Source organism: Lysinibacillus sp. NPDC056959 (assembly GCF_042674095.1).
GTDB lineage: Bacteria > Bacillota > Bacilli > Bacillales_A > Planococcaceae > Lysinibacillus > Lysinibacillus zambalensis.
Genome location: NZ_JBHURE010000003.1, coordinates 263,818 through 284,588 on the forward strand (window position 1 = coordinate 263,818; position 20,771 = coordinate 284,588).

Sequence of the window (20,771 nt, forward strand, 5' to 3'; positions counted from 1 at the left end):
TAGACTATCCGCACTATCTGCTAGAATGATAGTTTTACCTGTAAAGTTGTGGCAGTCCGTCGTCGTTTCTACTAATCTCTAACAATCTCAAAAGAAAAAAGCCTACTCCGTTCAAAGAGTAGACTTCTGAAACAAATCTTTTGAAGCAGATACTAATGCCTCAACCTTCTCCAAATTACCTTCATGCAATGCTGTCACGATCGCACTACCAACGATTACACCATCACTAAGTACCCCCATGCTTACCACCTGCTCAGGAGTTGAAATTCCAAAGCCGGCTAGTACTGGTATTTGGCTTACTTCACGTAAGCGTGCAAAATGATCATTTAAATCATCTGCAAAACTTGCACGGGCCCCTGTAATTCCATTGACTGTCACAGCATAGACAAACCCTTGACTAGCAGCCGCGATACGTGCAATTCGCTCAGGAGGACTTGTTAATGATACAAGCTGAACGATGTCGATACCATGAGGATTTAATGTGTCACGTAAGATCGCACTTTCTTCAAGCGGTACATCAGGAACGATTAACCCTTTAATCCCCCCTACTACACAAGCTTTAGCAAAAGCCTCTAACCCAAAAGCTAAAACAGGATTAAAATAGGTCATGACAACTAACGGAACTTGAATTTCTCCTCTAAATGAAGCTAATAATGCAAGCACTTTACGTAATGTTACACCTTCGGCTAAAGCACGTTCACCTGCTTGCTCGATCGTCGGCCCATCCGCTACAGGATCCGTAAACGGTATACCAACTTCAATTGCCGTTACACCCATTTCCTGTAGCTTCAGGATCGTTGGCTTCAAAGTTTCCAGACCCCCATCCCCCGCCATAATATAAGGTACAAATGCTTTATTACCGGCGATTTTCGTTTGTTCAATTACCTGCTGTAGTGTTGTCATTCCACTTCTCCTCCTAATGCTTTTCGGACAGTATGGACATCCTTATCTCCTCGGCCAGATAGGCACACAACAATGATGTCATCTGTAGACATTGTCTTCGCGAGTTTTGCTGTATAAGCAATGGCATGGGAGCTTTCTAGTGCAGGTAGTATACCTTCCGTTTTACTCAGTAATTGCAAGCCCTCAAGTGCTTCACTATCTGTAATCGAATCAAATTGAACACGCCCAATATCATGTAAATAACAATGTTCTGGACCTTTCCCTGGATAATCTAGACCAGCTGAAATAGAATGAGCTTCCTGCACAAAGCCATTTTCATCTTGTAATAAATACATGTATGCACCATGTAAAACGCCTAGCTGACCACCGGCAATTGCTGCTGCATGCTTACCTGTCTCAATACCACTGCCTGCTGCCTCTACCCCGTATAGCGCTACAGTCTCGTCGTCAACAAAAGGGTGGAACATACCAATTGCATTACTACCGCCGCCTATACAAGCGACGACTGCATCGGGTAAACGTCCTTCCTTATTTACAATCTGCTCTCTAGTTTCAACACCAATTACACGCTGGAAATCCCTTACTATTTTCGGGAATGGATGTGGCCCTAAAGCCGAGCCTAAAATATAATGAGTATCCTCAACATTTGTCACCCAGTAGCGCAGTGCTGCATTGACAGCATCTTTTAATGTTTTTGAACCTGTCTCTACAGATTCCACTTTTGTACCGAGTAACTCCATGCGAAACACATTCAACTGTTGGCGTTTGATATCCTCTGCGCCCATAAATACAACACATTCAAGATTCAATAATGCGCATGCTGTGGCCGTTGCTACTCCATGCTGCCCTGCACCTGTTTCTGCGACTATTTTCTTTTTACCCATTCGTTTTGCAAGAAGCGCTTGACCAATGGCATTATTAATCTTATGTGCTCCCGTATGATTCAAATCTTCACGCTTTAAATAAACCTTCGCACCCCCTAGCTCTTTTGTTAAATTTTCTGCGTAATACAACGGCGTCTCACGGCCAACATATTGTTGTAAATAATAAGCTAATTCCTCAGTAAACGCTTGATCATTCATCGCCTCGTCATAGGCCGTCTCTAATTCCAACAAAGATGTCATTAATGTTTCCGGAACAAATTGTCCACCAAATTTCCCGTAACGCCCTTCCTTTGTCGGTACACTATTTGCAATTGAGTTTGCCATTATGCTCTCCCCTTCTTTACTGCCTGTATAAATGCGGTTATTTTAGCTATATCTTTTACTCCGTCTGTCTCCACACCACTTGATACATCTACCATAAATGGCGACACAAGTGATACTGCTTCTCCTATATTTTCAGCTTGCAAACCACCTGCTAACATTAACTTTTCTCGTGGAATTCCTACTTTCTCTAGGAGGGTCCAATCAAACGTATGACCACTACCTCCTTTAAAATCGGTTCCTGGCGCATCAAATAGGTAATAGTCCACATCATAATTAGCAGCAACCTGAACATCTTCAGCACCTCTGACGGACAAAGCTTTAATTGCCGGATAGCCTTGCTGACGAATACAATCAGGAGATTCCTCCCCATGGTATTGCACATAATCTAGTGGTACACTTTCCATCACAGTTCGTAATTCCTCCGCCCTCGGATTGACAAAAACACCGATTTTTAAAACGCCCTCTGGCACATGTTTGGCTAATTGTTGTGCCTGTTCAATCGTCACTCGTCGTTTACTTGGTGCAAAGACAAAACCAATAGCGTCAGCCCCTGCCTCTACTGCTGCCCGTACATGCTGTTGTTCCTTTAGTCCACAAATTTTCACCCTCGTCATACAGATGCCACCACCTTATTGACCTGTAAACTTTTTAGTGCAAAACCAGCATCACCACTGCGCATTAATGACTCACCTACAAGAACGCCACTAGCTCCCATAGCCGCCACCTCTTTAGCGTCTTCTTGCGTCCATATCCCACTTTCACTTATTAAAACTTTCTCTTCATCAAGCGGAAAAGCTTCAGCAATTTCGCGTGTTCGCTCTAAGCTCACTTCAAACGTACGTAAGTCTCGGTTATTGACGCCAATTAGTTTGGCACCAACTGCAATTGCCCGCTCAAGCTCTTCGAGATTATGCACCTCTACCAATACCTCTAAATTTAAACCTGTTGCATAGCTATACAGATCACGTAATGCTTGATCGGTTAACGCGGCCACAATTAATAAAATAATTGATGCACCCGATGCCTTCGCAAATCGAATTTGCACACGATCGATCATAAAATCCTTACAAAGAAGTGGTGTTTGGACAGCATTTGCAACTGCAGCTAAATCATCAAAGGAGCCTTTAAAAAACTGCTTATCTGTTAAAACGGAAATGGCTGCTGCCCCTGCGTCTGCATAAATTTTTGCTTGTGCCACTGGATCTGTCCCTTCTGCGATTAGCCCTTTTGAGGGGGAAGCACGCTTCATTTCAGAAATAACTTGTAATGTTTCAGCTTTTCGCAATCGCTCAAACAACGATGGACGCGGTTTTTCTAAAAAATTCGCTAATGGGTCGGGCTGTTCAAGTAACGCACCCACTTCAATCTTTTTTTGTTCGAGAATTTTATTTAAAATATTCATTGTTCGACCTCCACTCCTTTAATATGCTCACTATAAGTAACGACTGCCTCTAATTTTTGAAGGGCACGCCCGCTAAAAATACTATCTTTCGCTATTTCTACACCTTCTTTAACGGTTTCAGCAATTCCATAGCTGAATAACCCAATACCAGCATTCAATAAAACAGTGTCAAAATAAGCACTTTGTTCACCGGCTAATAATGTACGCATAATTGCCGCGTTTTCATCTGCATTACCTCCACGAATAGCCTCTATTGGTGCATAGCTGAGACCCGCTTCCTCTGCAGTTAACGAAAATGGAATTAAGTCTCCCTTATCTATTAAAACAAAGGTATTTTGACCAGCTAATGACGCCTCATCTAAACCTAGTGGCCCAGAAACGACCATTGCACGTTCTCGCCCGAGCATTTGTAATACGGATGCATATTCCATGACAAAATTAGGACGATTAATGCCTGTAAATTGCGTCGATAAAGGCACTGGATTTGTAAGAGGACCGACAAGATTAAAAATTGTTGGCTTGCCAAGTGCACGACGAACCTCGCCAATTCGCTTTAATTTCGGATGAACATTTGGAGCATATAAAAAGGCTATTCCTTCTTTCTCTAACAGATCGACAGTTTGTTCAATAGAAATATTCGTATGAATACCGAGTGCTTCCAAAACATCAGAGCTTCCTGATGCCGAAGATATTTTGCGATTGCCGTGCTTCGCCATTTTGACACCGGCCCCCGCTAGTACAAAGGAGCAAGTTGTACTAATATTGAATGTATTAAGTCCATCGCCACCAGTACCGCAATTATCCATATAGACCCCTTCGTTTGCTGGTACGTCTAATGCAAATGAACGCATAGTTGTGGCTAATGCAGCTACTTCATGTGCAGTTTCACCTTTGACAGATAATGCCGTTAAAAAGCTTGCGATTTGATCCTTTGGTGTGTCATCTTGAAACATCCATTTTGCTGCCTGTAGCATTTCCTCATACATTAAATGCTCTCGGCGTTGTACTTTTTCACGAATACCTTCCATTAATGTGAACCTCCTTCTTTTTCAAGTAGCTGTAAAAATTCCTGTTCATCCCCTTCTACTTGATTCAAAACTTCTTCAACATTTGTATATTTGGTCACCATTACAGTCGATTGCATATGCATCGCTTCATTTTCTATGACAATAGATTTCCCTGTTAAGGCAAAATCAAGATGACCGTTAAAACCAAGAAATCCAAGAGCACCTCTAAATATCCCTGTAGTTTGATTAGATTTATCTAAATAATCCTTTACCTGACCCTTTGCAACACCTGTTGATGCAAAGGATGGTAATGTCGTAGCTAATACATCAAGTGCATGAAGCATTGGTAGTATTTGTCCCTCGACTCTCGATGTCATGTGTAATGCACGCTTGGAACGCTCAATTCTCATCGCCTCAATGACTTGAATGGAATCTCGGAAGCACACAGACTGTAGCTCTTGTTGCACGGCAGAAACAAGTACAGCATGCGACTCCCTAATATTTGTGTTTTCATGTAGCTTGCGTTCCTGCTCTAAATCTTCACCTTTTGTGGAACCTCTAGGAAATGCACCCTCTGTTAGTGTGGCAATCACACGCTCACCTTTTACTCGAATTAGACTTTCAGGAGACGTCCCTAAGACAATATGGTCGTCAAATTCTACATAATACATATAGGGAGCGGGATGTTTTTTACGCAATTGACGATATAAAGCGAAAGCATCTCCTTGTAAATTTGCTAAAATGCACTTTGATAACATAACCCTAGTAATATCTTCATCTAAAGTAGCTTTGCTTGATGCAAGGGATGTTGCAAACTGTTCATTCTTAGTCGATTCGAAAGGTTCAAAGCTACAAGCCGTATCCTCATTCTCTCTACCTTTTAAAAGCTGCTCTGCCAACTCTTCTAAATTTGGTTCTTTTTTTTCCGCATCAATATTCGTATAAATTAAAGTAACCTCATCTGTTACATGATCAAACACAATAACTGTCTCATACACATGGAAATGCACATCTGGTAGCTCCGCTTTACCCTTTGCAGTCGAAAATCTTGTCGTTGTACCTTGGCCAACATAGCCAACAGCTCCTCCTGCAAATGGGAATTGTGTCGTATTGGATATACGTGGCATTAATCTTTTCAATAAAACAAACATGTCGCCCTTATGTGTATAGGTGTGTCCAGTCTTATATGAATATTCCTGAATCTCATCTCCAAATCCTTTATATGTTTTTCTTGGATCAGCACCGATAAAAGAAAAGCGTCCCGCTCCTTCATGCTGTGCTGAACTTTCCAGCAAAAATTTATGTTTCCCTTGAAGTCGTCTAAAAATTAAAATAGGTGTTAATGAATCAGCATTAATAGTTTTCATTTTTGTTCTTGAACTCGTTGATAGCATAATGACCAAGCTCCTTTTCTTAAAAATCCACTACCTCTAGACTTACAAATGTTTAGTTACTGAATCAATTCTTGTTGAAAAAAGATCACCATAGCGTAGGGTTGGTTTCCATTCCGGCTGGGCGCTTTCCTGGGGGCGTTCAATGAGCCGCTTTTGGTGTTGCTGTCGCTTCGCTTTCGCACAGTTAAAACATTTGCTGCCGCTACGTTACCACTACGCTTTCGCACAGAAAACACCCGCTACGCTGCAGGGTCTCGGGCCAGCACGATGCTGGTCACGAAGGCGTTATCACAGGACGTGATGGTTTTGGCTTTCGTTCCTCTAACGCTTATCCCCGAGGAGTCGCCCAGCCTCCATTCCAATCAACTTATATGAAGGGCAGATGGTTTAACAAAATTTCACCCTTAAATCCTAATGTTTTACAAAAAATTCACTAGAAATCATTTTGTATGGTAATTTACCAATACTTGGAATTAATTTCCATTCCGACAGGATGCTTATCGGGGCCACAGATGTTTTTTGTGCGAAAGCGAAGTGCAACGTAGCGGCAGATGTTTTTTGCATGAAAGCGAAGCATTCATCCACCTGCAAATTAAAAACAACAAAAAAAGTCCTCTGCAAAAAGGATTTTTCCTAATTGCAGAGGACGATCATGACCGCGTTGCCACCTCATATTAGAGCATATTTGCTCTCCCTTAAATGCTCAGCTTAGTTCGCCAGATCAATTATGCCTCGGCATAATTGTGTCCGGAATCGGCTTTGTGTTCGCACAAAGAACTCCCTCCCGATTCCGTGACCTTTCAGCGGATGATTGGACATCTGCTGAAAGAAGTTAAATTGACAAATCTTTTGAATTTATGTCAAAAAGATTTGTCTTATCTAAGTCAAAGCACCCCCTTTAACGTGGGGAATCCGTTCGCTATTATAATTAGCGACTCTCATAAGTCCATTCACATAAGCTGCAAATCAGTTCACACCATCCACTGACTCTCTAAATTGCACACTTATGCTACTACTCTTATTCAACAATTTCTCAGCTATTCTCAGCTAAACTAAACTCAGCTCATCTGTTCTAAGGCTGGCCTCGCTCCCGAGACCAACTACCTTGTACCGAACAAAAAAGTTAGCCTTATTCTATGCTAAACTACGATAATTGTCAATCAATTCAGAGAAAAAGAAAACTGTTGAAGAAATTTAAGGAAGGTAAACAGTGTTGCAATTAATTCTATCAAATAGTTTGTACAAGTATTCATTAACCTAATTGAAGATATTTCAGCCACTTCAGAACAAATTTCAGCAAGTGTGAAAGAAGTCACTGCCTATGTAACAGAAATATCAAATGTTACGAGTATTTCAGCGAGCAGCTCACAAATTATTACTGAGGCAGTAGATGAGCAAACTGTAACAATGCGGCAGGTGAATGAGGTAGCTGTGGAATAAAGCAACAATGCGCTACAACCGCAATCTTACTACGGCAATTTAAACTTAAAAACAAAAAGAATCTTCAGCTTTCTCATGAAAGCCAGAAGATTCTTTTTTCATCAAAAACAGGGAAAGAAATATTTCCTTCCCTGCTTCATTTTAATGCTTATGATTAATTATGCCTTGGCATAATTGCGTCCGGAATCGGCTTTGTGCTGCACAAAGCACTCCTTTCCGATTCCGTGACATCCGCCGGAGGCTTTAACTTCTGAAAGAAGTTAAACAGTAGGTTCGTCAGTACCCCATTGTTTTTTCTCTTTTTTGTGTATTTGACCATCTGATTTTTTCATTTCACGAACTTTAAGTGAATACCAGATTTGTGCAGCAATACAAATTGAAGAATACATACCTGTGATTAAACCAACTAATAACGCGATTGAGAAGTTTTGAATCGATGGTGCACCTAAAATAAGAAGTGCCACTGTCACGATAATAACCGTTAACACGGTGTTAACAGATCGACCCATTGTTTGACGTAGTGATTTGTTAACGATATCCGCTAACACTTCACGGTCTTTAATCGTATCATATCGATCTAAGTTTTCACGCATACGGTCAAACGTAACGATCGTATCATTAATAGAATAACCGACAATTGTCAGTACAGCTGCAATGAACGTAATATCAACTTCTAAGCGCATAAAACTAAATACAGCGACAATTAAGAATACGTCATGTAGTAACGAAACAATTGCCCCAATACCCATGCGCCATTCGAAACGAACCGCTACATAGATAATGATACCGATAGCCGCAAAAGATAGAGCTTTGATTGCATTTTTCACAAGCTCTTTACCAACAGTGTCAGATACTGTACTTACTGTTGGCTTATGCCCATACTTTTCAGTAGCATCTTTTTGTAACTTTAAAATATCCGCTTGAGATAAATCATTTTTATAGCGAATTACAGCATTGTTACTTTTCTCCCCAGAAAGAACGATATCTTCCGATGAGAGGTCGATACTATCTAAATATTTGGATACTTCTTCTTTATTCAACGTTTGATCTGCTTCAATTTGAACACGTGTACCACTTGAGAAATCAACACCAAGGTTTAGTCGGAATATACCAAGAACCACTAAACCAGCTACTAAAATAGCTAATGAGAATGTATAGAATTTCTTACGATTGTGTACAAAGTCAAAACGATCGAATTTCGTTGACAAATCTAATGTTCCGATATTTTCATCTAAGCTATGCTGTTTAGATTTTGCAATACCAAACCACGCTGGATTATTGAAATAGCCACTATTTACAAGTAATCCTTGTAATACACGAGAGCCCCAAACAGCTGTTACGAAGCTTAGTAAAATACTAATAATTAATGTTGTGGCAAACCCTTTAACAGAGCTTGTACCCCATTGGAATAATACAGCAGCTGCTAATAATGTAGTTAGCTGTGCATCGATAATCGCTGATAAAGACTCCTTAGAGCCAATTTGGAATGCTTGTTTAACCGAATAACCGACACGTAATTCTTCACGAATACGTTCTGCGGCAAGAATATTCGCATCTACCGCCATCCCTATACCAAGTACGATAGCTGCGATACCTGGAAGTGTTAACACCGCATTAATCCAATCAAATACAACGAGTACTAGGAAAGTAAAAATTGCTAGTGTAATAATGGAAATGAAACCAGGTAAACGATAGTAGAATAGCATAAATAAGAAAATTATTACTACACCCACAATGCCTGCGAATACCGTGCTTTTCAATGCATCATCACCGAACTGTGCACCTACTGAAGTAGAATAAGTTTCATTAAGCTTTACAGGAAGTGCCCCAGCATTTAAAATACCTGATAAATTTTTCGTTTCTTCAACTGAGAAATTACCACTTATCATTACATCTGTTGTATCTAATCTTTGGTTAACTGTTGCTGCAGATGCATAGCGAGGCTTCGCTTTTTGAGATTCAGCTTTATATGAATCAACACCTTCTTCAAAGTCTAACCATACAACTAGTAAATTTTGACCTGCTGGTTTAGCGGCAATTTTACTTGTGATATCAGCAAATTTTTGCGCATCCTTTAATGTTAGTGAAACAATTGGACGATTCTGTTGGTCAAAGGAATCTTTAGCACCACCTGGCTTTAAGTCGTCACCATCTAATAGTAAATTGTCATCAACATCACGGAATGTCAAATTTGCAGACGTAGACAATAATTTACGTGCTGATTCTTGATCTTCAACACCTGCTAATTGCACACGAATACGATTTTCACCTTCAATTTCAATGCTTGGCTCACTTACACCAATTTCATTAATACGTTTATCGAGCGCCTTTGCAGTTGCAGATACAACTTCCGGTGTAATTTCCTGTCCTTTTTTTAATTCTTTAACCTCATAAAGAACCTCAAACCCGCCTTGTAAGTCAAGGCCTAGCTTAATGTCCTTTAAGACGCCGCCTACAGTCGTACCGATGGTTGCTGCAAAAATAACCATTAGTAGTACGAATGCAACTATACGACTTTTAAGTTTCATTTATAAATCCTCCTCGAATTGGTGTAAGGCAATTCCTTACACTACAAACAAGTATAATAGCAAGTCCTTTTGAAGCGTTTATTCCTCCTTTTCCTTTAGAATAATGTTGCCTGTGCTTCAAAAAAGATTGCTCTACTTATTTCGATCGTTCATAACGCGCAAATTTATCCCTGTATTTGAATAGGTGTTTTGCCTCCAAATTTGGAAAAGAACTATTGGAAGGGTTTTGTTAAAAATACTTATACAAATAAAAAAAAGCGCAACACACTCATTATGAAACACGTTGCGCTTGGTGTCAATTCAACACTTTTAGTATTCTATTATTATTTGACAAATTTCACACATTCTTCTTAAGTTTTAACCGGGCCAAGCAGCATTTTTAACTCTTCCGTATTCAATTCTGTAAACCAATCATTACTTTGTAAGAATTCTACTTGATTAAAAGATACGATATCGGACGGTGATACTGCAAAAATAGTGGCGATAACTTCATGTATGCGTAATTGTTCAATATTTTTTCTGCGCCATTTTTTCTCTACACAATAGCGCCATAGTTCTTCTGCTGTAATCGCATTGTATTGATAATATTTAAACTCTTCCATCTTACTATCAATTGCAGGACGGATTTTTTCAAATAGTTGCTCATGCTGCATACTCATTTTGAATCATCTCCAATCAAAGTCGTATCGTAAGACAAGTTTGCATACAAATAGTGTAAATGAATTTTTGTGGCTTGAGAAGGGACGGATGGCATGAGTTCTTTTGTACGTGGAACACTATTTTTAATGTTCGTGATTTTTTTATCGAAACTCTTTGGCTTCTTTTATAGAATGCAATTTATGCGGATCGCTGGTGAAGAGGCAGTCGGCATTTATATGACCGTCTATCCGGCGTTCATTTTCTTCATCTCACTCATTCAACTTGGACTACCTATTGCTGTGGCAAAAATTGTAGCAGAGTTATTAGCAAAAAACAAACGCGAAAGCATCTATGGTGTTATGCGTACGGCTATTTTTTGGTCATTTATTGGAATGATCGTCTTTATGCCAATCGTTGCACTAACTATACCTTATATATCGACTACACTTTTACATAATGAACATACAACTTTTACTCTTTGGATTGCACTCTTTGCTGTACCAGTGTCAGTTGGCTCAGGATTATTACGCGCTTATTTACAAGGTATTGCGAAAATCACACCAACAGCTTGGGCTCAAATGATTGAACAAATTATCCGTATTAGCTTTATCACTTTGACGCTGCCTTATGTGGCTGCCTATAATAATGCTGCCGCTACTGCTGCCGCTGCTATGGGTATTACGCTACTAGCAGAAGTTGTTGCTTTCTTGTATTTGTGGATGCATTATATAGTCTCAAAGAAAAAATTATTGACACGAAAAAACAAAATCGAGGGTTATCCTGCCTCCCCAATGTTACGAATTGCCCTTCCTTCTGCGGGAAGCAAGCTATTCGGATCTTTTACTTGGTTTTTAGAGCCTATCATTTTTTTAAAAGCGTTAACTATGGCTGGTTTAACAGCCTCCGCTGCAACGATTTTATATGGGGTTATTTCGGGTGTACTAGTCCCCCTATTATTATTCCCTGCTTTTGTGTCTGCAGCACTTTCAATTGTTCTTATACCAGCTGTTAGTGACGCGGTTGCACGTCAGCATATACCGCTCCTACAGGAACGTATCTCTGTTTCATTGCGACTGTCTTCCTTAGTGGGCTGTGTTGCCGCTACGTACTTTTTCGTTCATGGAGACGAATTAGCTGTGAAGCTCTTTCACTTACAAGAAAATCGTGGTTATGTGAAAATATTAGCTCCTATTTTTTATTTTTATTATATACAAAGTCCATTGCACTCTATATTACAAGCAATTGGTGAAGCACGAGCAGCAATGATGAACTCCATTTATGGTGGTCTTGGTAAGCTATTTGTCATGTTCGTACTTGCTTCTCAACCGGGTATACAAGAAAAAGGTGCCGTTGTGGCGATTGGCTTTGGCGTTTTACTAACTTCGTTTTTGCATATTGCAACAGTAAGGCAACGTAAAAATTTACGTGCTGGTTTTAGAATGTTTGTTGTTCCTTATGGCTGTTTTATTGCTGTTTGTGTTACCCAGTATTTTCTGATGCAAATAATGCCACTACCATTTATTTTAAGTAGCTGTGTAACTTTGTTTTTACTATTTACATTCTTACTAGTTTCCAATCAATTACGTATAACTGATTTGCGCTACATTCGTAAATTGGCCAAGAAAGTTTAAGATTCTTTCAGTTGAATATGCAGCCGATCTTCCTCCCAAACACAAAAAAATACAGTGTTACTATCCGTAATATTATTTTTAGCAAGCTCTGCCATTAACCAATCAGCATCTTTATGCAATACTTTTAAATGCCTCTCCTGAATATCACCATCGATAATCAATGGGTAAACAAATGCCTTTTCATCTTTTTGGTAGACGGACAAATTGCCAGATGGCTCTAAATAAGCATATGCAATATCTGTCACGGAAGCATTTCCATTTTCGCGTAATTGTTGACACAAATCATCTAGGTTATAGCGTTGCTTGCGCATTTCACTTTCTAAAATGACACCGTCTTTTATAAGTAATACTGGATCACCATCAACTAGATCACGGAATTTTTTATTTTTGAGTGACAAATAAGCAGTTGTTATTTGAATGAAAAACAACACGATGATTGGTAAAATCACATTAAATAAAGGACTTTCGGAATCATCAAGTGCAAACGCAGCCACCTCAGCCATTAAAATGGATACAACTAAATCGATTACAGATAATTCGCCGACCTCACGTTTACCCATTAAACGAAAAATTATTAGGATAAACACATATAAAAAGCAGGTTCTAAAAACAATCGTTAAATATTCTTCCATATCGTCACCCCCATACTATTCAAGGTGACCTTACTTATCTTTTTTTATACAGGATGATGTTATATCTTAGCTTTGATTTTCAACACTTATCATCTCCTAAAATTTTTCTTTTTTTGCATGCTAACCTATAAGAAAATCGTGTTTTCAATTAAGACAAAACCTAAAAAACACACGATTAACATTAAAAAACAACTCTTTAATTAGGAAATGGCACCGTGTAACTTTCGTAAATCAAAAGAATAAACCTTAGTTGTTTGTGTACAATAAAAGGAGCTATAATTCCTGCTTTTGAAGTGGAAACAACTAAATTTTCTCGGACAGTTAACAAGACGTTTCACAATGCTCACCCAATAATAATGTAGGTATTGTTTATAAGGTCCTTCTTTTACTTTCGTATTTAGTAAATGATCCACCATTATCCGTTTTAACAAATGAAAACAAGGTGAGAAAATGAAAAGGTTAATAATTTTTCTAGTTATTGTTGCTTATAGTATATCGCTCATTAAACCTTTCCCTATTTATGGATATGAAAATAAGCAGATTCCTGTTCTAATGTACCACCATTTAGATAAACACATAAATAATAATACAGTCATTTCCCCAGAGAATTTTGATAAACAAATTAAAACGCTTAAAGAAAATGGGTACAACTCGATTACAGCCCAAGAATTATATGATTACTTGAACGGTAAAACAGAATTACCTAAAAATCCTGTGTTAATAACTTTTGACGATGGTTATTTAAGTAACTATGAAAAAGCTTATCCAATTTTGAAAAAATACAAAATGCATGCAGAAATTTTTGTTATCACCAGTCGTATTCTTGAAAAAAACGGAAAGAATGTGGATCCAAACGAAATTTCCAAAATGAATTGGGATCAATTAAAAGAAATGAAGGATTATATAACCATCCAAAGCCATACTTGGAATTCACATTATAAATTACAGTCATTCAGTGGCGGAATGAAAGGTGCCATATATGGTCGTAGTTACATTAATGGAAAACTAGAAAAACAAGAAGAGTACGAAGAACGGGTTAAAAAAGATTTTACTTTTTCTAGGAAAATTATTAAAGAAAAGTTAGGATATGAACCAATTGCCCTTAGCTATCCCTACGGAACTAATTCTAAAGATGCAATGAAATTGGCGAAAGATGCTGGATTTAAAATGGCTTTTGTTATTAAAAATAAAGGTGTCACTATTGGCGATAATGTATTTGCTTTAAGTAGAATAACGGTAAGTGGCAATGACACTGGAGCAGAATTAATTAAGAAATTAAAAAATGGTGGCACTTAGCAAAAAGAACATCATGATTATGTCCCGACGTTATTACGTCCTGAATCGGCTTTGCACTTAGGTCTGGATGAGGGTTGATTCAATGTCGGTCATTTGGGATAATGCCATAAGACGTGGAGGAGCTTCTGTATTTGTCGCTTCGCTATCGCTACAAAAACGTTTACTGAAAGAAGTTTAAAAAAAGACTTACAACTAATGTAAGTCTTTTTCTCATTATTATTTTAATTGGTCGCCATTTACTACTCGTCCAATTGCTTGACGGTCAAATTTAACGCGCACATTGTCTGCAATTTTTAATGTCACAGCTGTGTCCTCAATTGAGTCAATCTCGCCATGTAAACCACCGATTGTAATAACTTTATCTCCACGTTGCAAACCACTCTGCATACTTTGTGTTTCCTGCTGTCTCTTTTTAGCAGGGCGGATTAAAATAAACCACATTGCAACGAACATGATTAAAATCATGATTAAGCCAGAATATTGTTCCATCATTCTTGCCCCCTTTCCAATTCTACTTTAGTATAGACTATTCCACCATAAAAAAGCGATGGTCAAGCCCAAATTTTTTCTATATTACTAATATTTTTTCTACGATAGACATTTTTTTGCTAAAAACATTCTTAATTCACACAAATTTGCATGCCCTTTTTACTAAATATTAGAAGTTCTTTGCGTTTGGCCCATTAAAGCCGTATTTCTCGAAAAATTCTTCTCGGAAATCACCAAGACGGTCTTCTCGGATTGCCTCACGTACTTGTTCCATTAGTTTCAATAGGAAGTGTAAGTTATGGTAAGTTGTTAAACGAATACCAAACGTTTCTTCCGTACGAATTAGATGACGAATATAAGCGCGTGAATAGTTTTTACATGTATAGCAATCGCAGTTTGGATCAATTGGTCCGAAGTCACGTGCATATTTTGCATTTTTAACAACTAAACGGCCTTCAGATGTCATTAATGTGCCGTTACGGGCAATACGTGTTGGTAATACGCAGTCAAACATATCAATACCTCGAATAGCACCATCAATTAATGAGTCAGGTGAACCAACACCCATTAAATAACGTGGTTTATTTGCTGGCATTAATGGTGTTGTAAACTCCAATACTCGGTTCATAATGTCCTTAGGTTCACCAACAGATAAGCCTCCAATTGCATAACCAGGGAAATCAAGCTCTACCAATGCTTCTGCAGAACGACGACGTAAATCCTCGAATTCTCCCCCTTGAATAATACCGAATAGACCTTGATCTTCTGGACGTTTATGTGCCTCTTTACAACGTTTAGCCCAACGTGTAGTACGGTCTACTGATTGCAGCATATAGTCATACGTCGCAGGGAAAGGTGGACATTCATCAAAAGCCATCATAATATCCGAACCTAAATCATTTTGAATTTCCATCGCCTTTTCTGGACTTAAAAACAATTTGTCCCCATTTAAATGATTGCGGAAATGAACCCCTTCTTCTTCGATTTTACGGAATTGACTTAGTGAGAACACTTGGAAACCACCTGAATCTGTTAAAATCGGGCGATCCCAGTTCATAAATTTATGCAAGCCCCCTGCTTCCTTAACAATATCATTACCAGGTCGTAGCCATAAATGATACGTATTTGACAGAATAATGCCTGCATTCATTTCCTTTAATTCCTCAGGTGACATTGTTTTAACAGTTGCTTGTGTCCCAACAGGCATAAATGCTGGCGTTTCGAAAGAGCCATGCGGTGTATGCACGATACCAAGTCGTGCTCCAGTTTGTTTACAAGTATGAAGTAGCTCATAACGAATTGCTGGTTGTGTCATATTATAAAAATTCCTCTCTTATCTAAAGTAAAAACAGTACTCCGATTTTTTCTTTATTCTCCTTTTGGACGAATAAACATAGCATCTCCAAAGCTAAAGAAACGATATTTTTCTTCTACAGCTTGTTGATATGCACTTAAAATTGTTTCTTTTGTTGCAAGCGTACTAACAAGCATAACAAGGGTAGACTTTGGTAAATGGAAGTTTGTAATTAAACCATCCACAACAGTAAATTCATATCCCGGATAAATGAAAATAGACGTCCAACCTTGTTCTGCCCGTACTTCGCCTCCATATTTAGAGCCGATCGTTTCTAAAGTACGTGTAGAGGTTGTACCAACTGCAATCACTTTACCACCATTACTCTTAACTCGGTTAATGATAGATGCGGTTTCTTCCGTTACACTATAAAATTCAGAATGCATTTCGTGATTTTCAATTGACTCTACACTTACAGGACGGAAAGTTCCAAGTCCCACATGTAAAGTGATAAAAACAACTTCGACCCCTTTTGCTTTCACCTGCTCTAGTAATTCTTCTGTAAAATGCAGGCCTGCTGTTGGTGCTGCTGCTGAACCTCGCTCTTTTGCATAAACAGTTTGGTAGCGATCCTTGTCCTCTAACTTTTCGCGAATATATGGAGGTAGTGGCATCTCACCAAGTTGCTCTAAAATTTCATAAAAAATGCCGTTATATTTAAACTCAAATGTACGTCCACCATGATCAAGCTCTCCTGTACAAGTAGCTGTCAGTAAGCCATCTCCAAATGTTACAACTGTGCCAACTTTTACACGCTTAGCTGGTTTAACAAGTGTTTCCCATTCATCCGTACCCGCCATTTGCTTTAACAGCAGTACCTCTATATGAGCACCTGTTTCCTCTTTTACACCCATTAAACGTGCTGGTAAGACTCTTGTATCATTTAACACAAGACAGTCTCCAGTTTGTAGCTCATCTAAAATATGAGCAAAGTGGTGGTGCTCTACATTTGTTGAGCCTGGCGTCACTACCATTAATCGACTAGCTGTACGGTCCAAAAGTGGGGTTTGTGCAATAAGCTCTTCTGGCAATTCAAAATCAAAATCTTCTACACGCATGAAAATACTTCCTTCTTCTAGGTTTGTTGGGGATATTCATATCCAAAATGTTCGTAGGCTAAATGTGTTGCCACACGTCCACGCGGCGTCCGTTGTATAAAGCCGATTTGCATCAAATATGGCTCGTACACATCCTCAATCGTAACGCGTTCTTCACCAATAGATGCTGCCAACGTATCCAAGCCTACTGGGCCACCTCGGAAGCGCTCAATCATATTGGTCACAAGTTTATGGTCAATATGGTCAAGCCCTCTAGGATCGACTTGTAATAGCTCAAGCGCTTGCTTAGCAAGTCCCTCCGTTATCATACCATCTCCAAGCACCTGTGCATAATCTCGTACTCGTTTTAGCAGACGGTTAGCAATACGAGGTGTACCACGTGAGCGCGTTGCCATTTCAAGTGCTGCTATTTGTTCAATATCAACATCAAATAAATGCGCACTACGTACAACAATTTCTGCAAGTGAAGTATTATCATAATACTCCAATCTTAATAATACGCCAAAGCGATCCCTTAAAGGTGCTGATAGTGCACCTGCTCTTGTTGTTGCACCCACAAGTGTAAATGGCGGTAAATCAAGTCGTACAGAGCGCGCTTCAGGGCCTTTACCAACGACAATATCTAAACAAAAATCCTCCATGGCAGGATAAAGCACCTCTTCAATTGCACGAGGCAGGCGATGTATTTCATCAATAAATAGCACATCCCCTGGCTCCAGTGAGCTTAAAATAGCTGCTAAATCGCCAGGACGTTCGATTGCAGGGCCGCTAGTCATGCGCACATTGACATTCATTTCATTAGCAATGACAGCAGCTAATGTAGTTTTCCCAAGTCCGGGTGGTCCATATAACAGCACATGATCTAAACTTTCCTGACGAAGCTTTGCCGCTTCAATGAAAATTTGTAAATTCTCCTTTACCTTATGTTGACCAATATATTGTGCTAATCTTTGTGGGCGTAAAGATAATTCAAAATGTTCATCATAGCTACCTGCCTCACTAGCCATCATACGTTCAGACATGTACTTTCCCCCCTTTCACTATTTTAACTTTAATAGCAATTGTAAAGCTTGTTTCATAAATGCATCTGTTGTTTCAAGCTTGTCGTTATCTTCGAGCTGTGGACGTATTTTTTCTAGTTCTTTTTCAGAATAACCTAGTGCCATTAAGGCAAGAATAGCTTCTTCAAGCTCATGTTTATATGGATTCACACCAAATAACGGTAGCTCATCTTCTGTACTTGGTAGTTCAATAGTATCTAACAATCCGCCAAGTTTACCTTTTAAATCTAGAATCATTTGACGTGCCGTTTTCTTACCCACACCAGGAAACTTTACTAAAAACGATTCATCCTCTCGTTCAATGGCACTGATAACCTGTTGTGGATTCCCAGTAGCTAAAATAGCAAGCGCACCCTTTGGTCCAATCCCTGACACTAAAATAAGTTTACGAAACAACTCTCGTTGGTCTAAATTTGGAAAGCCATATAACACTTGTGCGTCCTCGCGTACATGTAAATGTACATATATTTGTTGTTCGAGTGCTGATGTCCTGAACGCAAATGGATTAGGTGTATTCAACTGCCAGCCTATCCCTTGTTGTTCAAGGACGATATACTCAGGAGTTATACGCTTTATTTGTCCGTTTAAATAATCATACATTCTATAATCCCTCACAATCATCGTCTTCGATTATAGCATATTGCGAACGAATGCTCGACTATAACAAATGTGCTAAAGCGCTGGAGAGCTCGAAGCAAAAGTAAACGATCCACCACTTTTGCCCGAGGCATCGAAGCGACCTCGAGGATGTAGCGCTTTAGCCTAGACGAAAACTATGCTCTAGGTTATACACAGTTAAAAATCTATAATTTCCTTATCATTAAGAAATAGTACAAGTAGTCGTTCACAGACAAAAATGACCGCCGAAAGACGGTCATTTCTTTATCATTTTATCAATATCGTACCACAGTTTTGGCCAATATGTGAGAGCTCGTTTTGTAAATGGCACTAAATAATCTAAAAATACCAGCTGCTGATCTAATGGTAAATCTACTGCAAAAAGCCATTCACGTAATAGCTCATTTGGATATTTTAAACGATGAAGCTTTTTTTTATCTAATCGTTTCATCTCTGGTAGCTCTGCAAATATTTTACCAAGGTCATAATTTACAGCTGGCAGTACACGATGCAACCATAAAATATATTCATCATCCGCTTCTCCAAGGTGTGCCAGATCAAAATCGATTAAACGTAATTCGCCATCTGAGCACCATAAAAAATTATGATGTACGACATCTCCATGTAAAAGCGTTATTTCTTTTTCAGGTACATCTTCCTGCGCGATTAACTGTAATGATTTCTCACTATAATGTAAAATTTGATCGATTTCTTCTTTTGTTAAAAATGGCCGAAACTCTTTCCGTCTGCTTTTAAAACGCATAAAACGCATTTGCCATTTTAAAAGCTGTGAATAGGTGTGCAAGCCTGGCACACGTTGCCAAGCAATTTTTTTATGTGTATCATGTAACATATTTAATAACTTCAGTGATTCTTTCCGATCTTTTTTACGAGCAAAATTAGCACCATGACTTCCCTCTTGCCAATCTTGCACGATTAAATACTCGTCATCACTTTTCATTAAAGGCAAAATCAACGAGGGTTCTAGATATCCAAGCTGTCGATGAATAGCCCTCACTTTTTCTGCTATTTCTATCTGCTTTGCCCGTTTCACAAAATAATTATTGGATTGATATTTATACTTCCAAATATTCGGCTTTACTTCTTCAATGATATACGCTTTTTTACCATCGATAAGGCGTCATCCCGCCTGGGAAAAAGTGCGGTGACATCCACGGTCCTACTGACGAATATGGCATTGGGCAATGTGATGGACATGGCGGTGGGCATGGTGGCGGACATGGTGGTTGACAGAAACATGGGTCCATATGCCAATTTGGCATCATGGCTGGCTGAGCATGACAACCACAAGGCTGTTCCATTTCCGGCATAGCTTCACATTCTGGTTTCATAGGGAAGAATGGAGATGTACTAGACTCTAAGAAATCCCCTACCCCAGCAACTTTTTCGCATCCCATTCCACATGATGGTTGCTCTGGCATTGTATACGGCTCCATTGGCATTGGCATCTGCATCGGCATTGGCATTGGCCAATACATATGATGATGCACTGGCTGATGACAGCTTGCACAATGTGGTACTGCTGGCATTTGTGGCATGATAAAAATCGGTTGCGGCATTGGCATTGGTGCTGGCGTCGGTTGGGCTACTGGTTGTGGTGGTGGTTGAATTTGAATTGGTGATACAGTCTGCTCTACACTTGGCATGACAACTTGTTGATTCCAGCTAAGCTCAACTGGCACTTGAGGCATCGGCATCGGCATCGGATAAGGAATTGGAATCATCTGTGGTTCAGGCATTGGTGGTGGTGGTGCAATAATTGGTGGTGGCATTGGTCGTTGTACTTCTTTTTCTTTAAAGTGCTTTGTAGGTGACTCCTTATGCATATGTTCCTTATGCCCCTCTTTATGTGATTCCCTATGTCCCCCCTCTCTATGTCCATCTCTATGCATTCCACGATCTGTTTCTCGATGATGTTCTCTATGTGGTTCTTTGTTTATTTTTTCAGGTAGGATAATTTCCATGCCCGGTACAATATAGTCTGGGTTAGCGAGATGGGCATTAAGCCGCTTCAAATCTTCAAATGAAACTCCGTACTCTTTCGCAATCTTCCACAACGTGTCTCCCTTTTGGACAATATGAATACGCAA

The 20,771-nt window shown here is 39.2% G+C and carries 19 protein-coding genes and 1 other annotated feature; of the genes, 3 read left to right on the plus strand and 16 right to left on the minus strand.

The features are described 5' to 3' along the window. Window positions 1-111 precede the first annotated feature (111 nt). Genes trpA through ACFTQ7_RS05550 form a run of 6 tightly spaced genes read right to left on the minus strand, consistent with a single transcriptional unit; the run spans window position 112 to window position 5,914 of the window. Window positions 112-903 carry a tryptophan synthase subunit alpha gene (gene trpA / locus ACFTQ7_RS05525; RefSeq protein WP_386827655.1) on the minus strand — a complete coding sequence of 264 codons (792 nt, stop codon included), beginning with the start codon at window positions 901-903 and terminating at the stop codon, window positions 112-114. Next, on the minus strand, window positions 900-2,111 hold the full coding sequence (trpB, locus tag ACFTQ7_RS05530; RefSeq protein ID WP_386827656.1) for a tryptophan synthase subunit beta: 1,212 nt from the start codon (window positions 2,109-2,111) through the stop codon (window positions 900-902). Before trpB ends, trpA begins: the two co-directional genes overlap by 4 nt. Continuing rightward, window positions 2,111-2,725 (minus strand): phosphoribosylanthranilate isomerase, encoded by a 615-nt coding sequence (locus ACFTQ7_RS05535; RefSeq protein ID WP_386827657.1) that lies wholly within the window; start codon window positions 2,723-2,725, stop codon window positions 2,111-2,113. The genes trpB and ACFTQ7_RS05535 overlap by 1 nt, the downstream gene beginning before the upstream one ends. Next, window positions 2,722-3,513 (minus strand): indole-3-glycerol phosphate synthase TrpC, encoded by a 792-nt coding sequence (gene trpC / locus ACFTQ7_RS05540; protein ID WP_386827658.1) that lies wholly within the window; start codon window positions 3,511-3,513, stop codon window positions 2,722-2,724. Before trpC ends, ACFTQ7_RS05535 begins: the two co-directional genes overlap by 4 nt. Continuing rightward, window positions 3,510-4,541: an anthranilate phosphoribosyltransferase gene (gene trpD / locus ACFTQ7_RS05545; protein WP_386827659.1), complete on the minus strand. Its 1,032-nt coding sequence runs from the start codon at window positions 4,539-4,541 to the stop codon at window positions 3,510-3,512. Before trpD ends, trpC begins: the two co-directional genes overlap by 4 nt. Continuing rightward, window positions 4,541-5,914 carry a chorismate-binding protein gene (locus tag ACFTQ7_RS05550; protein ID WP_386827660.1) on the minus strand — a complete coding sequence of 458 codons (1,374 nt, stop codon included), beginning with the start codon at window positions 5,912-5,914 and terminating at the stop codon, window positions 4,541-4,543. Before ACFTQ7_RS05550 ends, trpD begins: the two co-directional genes overlap by 1 nt. A 639-nt stretch (window positions 5,915-6,553) precedes the next feature. Further along, window positions 6,554-6,949 (minus strand) — a binding site (T-box leader). Window positions 6,950-7,216: 267 nt separating this feature from the next. On the opposite strand from ACFTQ7_RS05550, the gene ACFTQ7_RS05555 reads away from it, so the two are divergent. Further along, complete coding sequence (locus ACFTQ7_RS05555) at window positions 7,217-7,354, plus strand: hypothetical protein (RefSeq protein WP_386827661.1); 138 nt, start codon at window positions 7,217-7,219, stop codon at window positions 7,352-7,354. 260 nt (window positions 7,355-7,614) lie between these two features. On the opposite strand, the gene secDF is transcribed toward ACFTQ7_RS05555, so the two are convergent. Both secDF and ACFTQ7_RS05565 read right to left on the minus strand, forming a co-directional pair. Further along, the gene (secDF, locus tag ACFTQ7_RS05560) at window positions 7,615-9,882 is read right to left on the minus strand and encodes a protein translocase subunit SecDF (protein ID WP_386827662.1); all 2,268 of its coding nucleotides are present in this window, start codon (window positions 9,880-9,882) and stop codon (window positions 7,615-7,617) included. A 350-nt stretch (window positions 9,883-10,232) separates the two neighbouring features. Further along, on the minus strand, window positions 10,233-10,541 hold the full coding sequence (locus tag ACFTQ7_RS05565; RefSeq protein ID WP_349660007.1) for a post-transcriptional regulator: 309 nt from the start codon (window positions 10,539-10,541) through the stop codon (window positions 10,233-10,235). A gap of 93 nt (window positions 10,542-10,634) precedes the next feature. Between ACFTQ7_RS05565 and ACFTQ7_RS05570 the strand changes: the two genes are divergently transcribed. Continuing rightward, a complete protein-coding gene (locus tag ACFTQ7_RS05570; RefSeq protein WP_349660006.1) occupies window positions 10,635-12,152 on the plus strand; it encodes a putative polysaccharide biosynthesis protein in 1,518 nt (505 codons plus the stop codon). Here the strand turns inward: ACFTQ7_RS05570 and ACFTQ7_RS05575 are convergent. Beyond that, a complete protein-coding gene (locus ACFTQ7_RS05575; RefSeq protein WP_386827663.1) occupies window positions 12,149-12,784 on the minus strand; it encodes a DUF421 domain-containing protein in 636 nt (211 codons plus the stop codon). The genes ACFTQ7_RS05570 and ACFTQ7_RS05575 overlap by 4 nt on opposite strands. Window positions 12,785-13,234: 450 nt before the next feature. On the opposite strand from ACFTQ7_RS05575, the gene ACFTQ7_RS05580 reads away from it, so the two are divergent. Next, complete coding sequence (locus ACFTQ7_RS05580; RefSeq protein WP_386827664.1) at window positions 13,235-14,080, plus strand: polysaccharide deacetylase family protein; 846 nt, start codon at window positions 13,235-13,237, stop codon at window positions 14,078-14,080. 216 nt (window positions 14,081-14,296) lie between these two features. Here the strand turns inward: ACFTQ7_RS05580 and yajC are convergent, their stop codons facing one another. The 7 genes from yajC to ACFTQ7_RS05615 all read right to left on the minus strand — a co-directional run bounded on the left by yajC (window position 14,297) and on the right by ACFTQ7_RS05615 (window position 20,771). Further along, entirely contained in the window at window positions 14,297-14,569 is a 273-nt protein-coding gene (yajC, locus tag ACFTQ7_RS05585; RefSeq protein WP_349660148.1) for a preprotein translocase subunit YajC, read from the minus strand. A 169-nt stretch (window positions 14,570-14,738) separates the two neighbouring features. Further along, window positions 14,739-15,884, minus strand: coding sequence for a tRNA guanosine(34) transglycosylase Tgt (tgt, locus tag ACFTQ7_RS05590; RefSeq protein WP_079563586.1), 1,146 nt, complete (start codon window positions 15,882-15,884; stop codon window positions 14,739-14,741). 53 nt (window positions 15,885-15,937) lie between these two features. Continuing rightward, window positions 15,938-16,981 (minus strand): tRNA preQ1(34) S-adenosylmethionine ribosyltransferase-isomerase QueA, encoded by a 1,044-nt coding sequence (gene queA, locus ACFTQ7_RS05595; RefSeq protein ID WP_349660003.1) that lies wholly within the window; start codon window positions 16,979-16,981, stop codon window positions 15,938-15,940. A gap of 17 nt (window positions 16,982-16,998) precedes the next feature. Beyond that, window positions 16,999-18,003 (minus strand): Holliday junction branch migration DNA helicase RuvB, encoded by a 1,005-nt coding sequence (gene ruvB, locus ACFTQ7_RS05600; protein ID WP_197144844.1) that lies wholly within the window; start codon window positions 18,001-18,003, stop codon window positions 16,999-17,001. 18 nt (window positions 18,004-18,021) lie between these two features. Next, entirely contained in the window at window positions 18,022-18,642 is a 621-nt protein-coding gene (gene ruvA, locus ACFTQ7_RS05605; RefSeq protein ID WP_079563583.1) for a Holliday junction branch migration protein RuvA, read from the minus strand. Between the two features lie 274 nt (window positions 18,643-18,916). Beyond that, window positions 18,917-19,714 carry a phosphotransferase gene (locus ACFTQ7_RS05610; RefSeq protein WP_386827665.1) on the minus strand — a complete coding sequence of 266 codons (798 nt, stop codon included), beginning with the start codon at window positions 19,712-19,714 and terminating at the stop codon, window positions 18,917-18,919. A 70-nt stretch (window positions 19,715-19,784) separates the two neighbouring features. Then, window positions 19,785-20,771 carry a LysM peptidoglycan-binding domain-containing protein gene (locus ACFTQ7_RS05615; RefSeq protein WP_386827666.1) on the minus strand — a complete coding sequence of 329 codons (987 nt, stop codon included), beginning with the start codon at window positions 20,769-20,771 and terminating at the stop codon, window positions 19,785-19,787.